3 protein-coding genes and 1 pseudogene are annotated in these 3653 nt (G+C 33.8%); 1 reads left to right on the top strand and 3 read right to left on the bottom strand.

The window, feature by feature from the left end:
- Positions 1 to 801 precede the first annotated feature (801 nt).
- Positions 802 to 1488: a phosphate ABC transporter permease gene (locus AFK68_RS06000; RefSeq protein WP_094671992.1), complete on the bottom strand. Its 687-nt coding sequence runs from the start codon at positions 1486 to 1488 to the stop codon at positions 802 to 804.
- A 628-nt stretch (positions 1489 to 2116) separates the two neighbouring features.
- On the opposite strand from AFK68_RS06000, the gene AFK68_RS05995 reads away from it, so the two are divergent.
- Entirely contained in the window at positions 2117 to 2302 is a 186-nt protein-coding gene (locus AFK68_RS05995) for a DUF1049 domain-containing protein (protein WP_246844024.1), read from the top strand.
- 118 nt (positions 2303 to 2420) lie between these two features.
- Here the strand turns inward: AFK68_RS05995 and AFK68_RS41105 are convergent.
- A pseudogene (locus AFK68_RS41105) lies at positions 2421 to 2643 on the bottom strand (hypothetical protein); the annotation flags it as partial.
- An 11-nt stretch (positions 2644 to 2654) separates the two neighbouring features.
- Positions 2655 to 3602 carry a hypothetical protein gene (locus tag AFK68_RS05985; protein WP_094671990.1) on the bottom strand — a complete coding sequence of 316 codons (948 nt, stop codon included), beginning with the start codon at positions 3600 to 3602 and terminating at the stop codon, positions 2655 to 2657.
- Positions 3603 to 3653: the final 51 nt, after the last annotated feature.

The following is a 3653-nucleotide window of genomic DNA, read 5'->3' as shown; positions in this document are numbered from 1 at the left end:
ATTATTAATTATTAAGTATTTAATCCACAGCTTAGTGCTGCTTGGTAAGTATTTAGCCATCAACTATTAGCTAGCCTCCTGCTAAGAAACTAAGTTAAAAACTCATAGCTGTTAATTCATTATCACGTTGATGAAAAATTAGTCTCTAAGGAGAATTATTAAGTTATGCTTACTGAAAAGTAAAGGTATAAAGCCTCTCATGAACAAGGAGAAACAAAAAAAATTTTTCCTTTTATTCAATACTCTTCCTTTTAGGGAGAGGTAATTATCAATTATCAATTATCCATTATCCATTATTGAAGCAGCATTCCGTAGGAAACAATAAAGATAATCAGCTAATCTTAGTAATTGCTTTAATATTCAAAAGCTTAAAGCTAAATACTTATACCAATTCACTTTAAAAATGAATGAAGCAAGTATTCGTTTAACTTCTACCACATTTTCATGCTCATTCTTAGAAATATCTCAATTGTTTTTTCCTTCTTTATATAGAATCCGGATAATTACTATAGCTTGCGTCCGCAGCGACTGGAAGGGAGTGGAAGGTTTGCGGAGCATTCCGGAACGGATAGCAATCTCAGAGGTTTAAGAGATTGCTTCCGTTTCGTCGCAATGACAACTGTTCAACCGGATTCTATATTAAAGGTAATATAGCTGTTTTCGGCTATCGCCGACATGTTTGCGGAGCATTCCGTCAGGAAAACGCTGCGCGACATGTTTGCGGAGCATTCCCTATACGAAAAAACTTAGTTCGTCCGCAGGAGGCTAGCTGATAACTAATAACTGACTGCTGAATGCTTACTAAAATTCTATATTACTTGGTTGGCGTTGTTGATTTTTCCTGCGAGATGAACGTACCTGATTAATTACCTCAATAAACTCATCTCTTCTGAGATATGGATAATCACTAACCCATAAATTTACAGTAGGAAGATAAACATCTGAATATTTAGCAATTGTCTCTAAATCTTGTTGATAAGACATTACTAACATTACAGCTACCTGACCTCTAGAAATACCTTGATGATAACGACGTAGAGGAGCTTGCATTTCAACTGTAAATCCTGTTTTATCCCCCAATTCTAAATTTATTCGTTGCTCTAAATTTTCTACTATTATTAATTCCCCTTTTTTATTAACTTTTTCTTCTTGACCAACTACTTCTTCTGTAAGATATACATCAATAACTTTTCCTTGCCATAGACCACTATATGGATAGCGTCTAAATTCGGTATTGCGAAAACTAGCTAATAAAATAGGTCCCCACAACCAATAAAGACCTGCTGTAATACCAACTAATAAAAATAAAGGATCGCCATCATCATGAACAAATACATTAATTAAAACTATCGTCAAAACTGAGATAGCAGAAATTAAAGCTCGTTTCAAAATATCAGATAACCTGCCCCAATAATATTGATATTGATCGCCTGTAGCTACAATTGGAATTAATTGTTCAAATGTTTTACGAGTTAAAGGAACTAGCATTTATAAATTTAAAATTTGAGATTAATTGATTTATTTTATAGCAGGGAATAGGGAATAGGGAATAGGGAATAGTTAGAAAAACATTTCCGCTTTCTAGATTCATCATCAGTCTATGTCCTAGCCAATTCTTTACTTAGCTATATATACAATATTTTTTATAAGGATGAGTTGCAATAACAATTCTAGAAAGCAATGCACAATGAGAGAAACAGAAAAGCACTCTAACTGATAGCTGAGTGAAAAATTATTCCGAAAACTCTTGACCTTGNGTATAGCAGGGAATAGGGAATAGGGAATAGGGAATAGTTAGAAAAACATTTCCGCTTTCTAGATTCATCATCAGTCTATGTCCTAGCCAATTCTTTACTTAGCTATATATACAATATTTTTTATAAGGATGAGTTGCAATAACAATTCTAGAAAGCAATGCACAATGAGAGAAACAGAAAAGCACTCTAACTGATAGCTGAGTGATAATTTATATATATTCTTGAGGTGAGACAGGTTTTATTTTTTTGATTATTCATGGTAAGATTATAATTGTTTATATTGTATGATGAAATACTCTATGCAAAAATTTATCCCACCAATTATAAGTAGTATAATTCTAGCATTGTGGATAACTGGGATGGCAATCCTCTCAGTTCAGAATGCCACCCCAATATCTTTAAAGTTTATTGGTTTCCAGTCTATCCAGATTCCTGTAGGAATTATCTTGTCTTTTAGTGTAAGTATCGGAGTTATAATTAGTTCGATTCTTTTGCCACCACTTTTTAATCTTGGAAAGATGAAAGAACATCAAGAAGATTTTTGATTTTAGGAGGAACTATAAATTACCCCTGATTTTAATCTTTACCAAAAAATCAGGTCTCAAGTCTTTGACTTTAGCTAGAGGAACTGATAACTGATAACTGATATTTGATAGGTTGTCATTATAACTTATACACTTGACCATCAATCAGGAGTCGAGTAATTCCTTTAGCTTGCAAATAGACTGTAGTTTTTTGCAACATTCTACCATCAGGAACTTTCAGAACCCTTTGATTATGAGCAGAAAATCTATGAGCTACTCGGTGATTATCAAAAACTGGTAAAGTTTTCTCCTGAGACTCTTCCACAGGTATTTGTCCTAATTCCCCAAAAGCTATCAAAGGTNTAGGTTGTCATTATAACTTATACACTTGACCATCAATCAGGAGTCGAGTAATTCCTTTAGCTTGCAAATAGACTGTAGTTTTTTGCAACATTCTACCATCAGGAACTTTCAGAACCCTTTGATTATGAGCAGAAAATCTATGAGCTACTCGGTGATTATCAAAAACTGGTAAAGTTTTCTCCTGAGACTCTTCCACAGGTATTTGTCCTAATTCCCCAAAAGCTATCAAAGGTTTAGTAACTAACTCTGTAAATTTATCTACTACTAAGTAACAAATTTTTGGCAAGACGGACTCACTGAGGGTATAAATTTTAACTTCAGAGTGGTTAGAATTGGGAAATAGATGATCGGAGCTGTCTACATCTTCTTCTACATCAAACTTATCTTCTACATCAAACTCCTCATCAAAATCTTCTAAATCATCATTCTCAAAGTCATCTAAATTTTGGGGTTGCTCTCGTAAATCTGCTGCTAAAATCTCTTCTATTTCTTCGGTAGGAGGATGATTACCCTCAAATGTATCATTTGATGTATCATTTGATTTCTGATTATCTTGAGCAGCCAAAGATAATTTAGGGAATTCTGTCAGTTGCTCAGTCTCATCATCATTAGATGAAGAAGAACGTCGGCGTCGTCTTTTTGATACTCCATCTGATTCATATTGGCTATAGTCCGATTCTTCTCGATCTAAACTTTCCCTAGCTGCTGATTCATCCAAGTCGTTAGTATCATAATCTACATCTATATCTATATTTTTTTGGGAACGAGATGGACGCTTTTGCTTCTGTTGAACTAGGTTTTTATATTCATCTTCTGGTATGCTACTTTGTAATAACCGTCTAATTGTAGAACTACTAACTCTATAGCGATCTGCTAGAGTAATAGTATTTTCTTCTGTACTTTGATACAGTTCAACAATTTCTAATTTTTCTGAATCTGACAGCTTTGTAGGTGTCATACCACCTTCCCTAAAAAATATTTAATTAATTTATCTGCTATACTCTAGCTT

The organism is Hydrocoleum sp. CS-953 (assembly GCF_002260545.1).
GTDB lineage: Bacteria > Cyanobacteriota > Cyanobacteriia > Cyanobacteriales > Microcoleaceae > Trichodesmium.
This window is presented reverse-complemented; position numbering and strand designations above follow the sequence as displayed.

What these genes read in the sequence shown, in the direction of transcription:
- AFK68_RS06000 (WP_094671992.1), bottom strand. Translation starts at nt 1,488, where the DNA reads ATGCTAGTTCCTTTAACTCGTAAAACATTTGAACAATTAATTCCAATT.
- AFK68_RS05995 (WP_246844024.1), top strand. Translation starts at nt 2,117, where the DNA reads ATGGCAATCCTCTCAGTTCAGAATGCCACCCCAATATCTTTAAAGTTT.
- AFK68_RS05985 (WP_094671990.1), bottom strand. Translation starts at nt 3,602, where the DNA reads ATGACACCTACAAAGCTGTCAGATTCAGAAAAATTAGAAATTGTTGAA.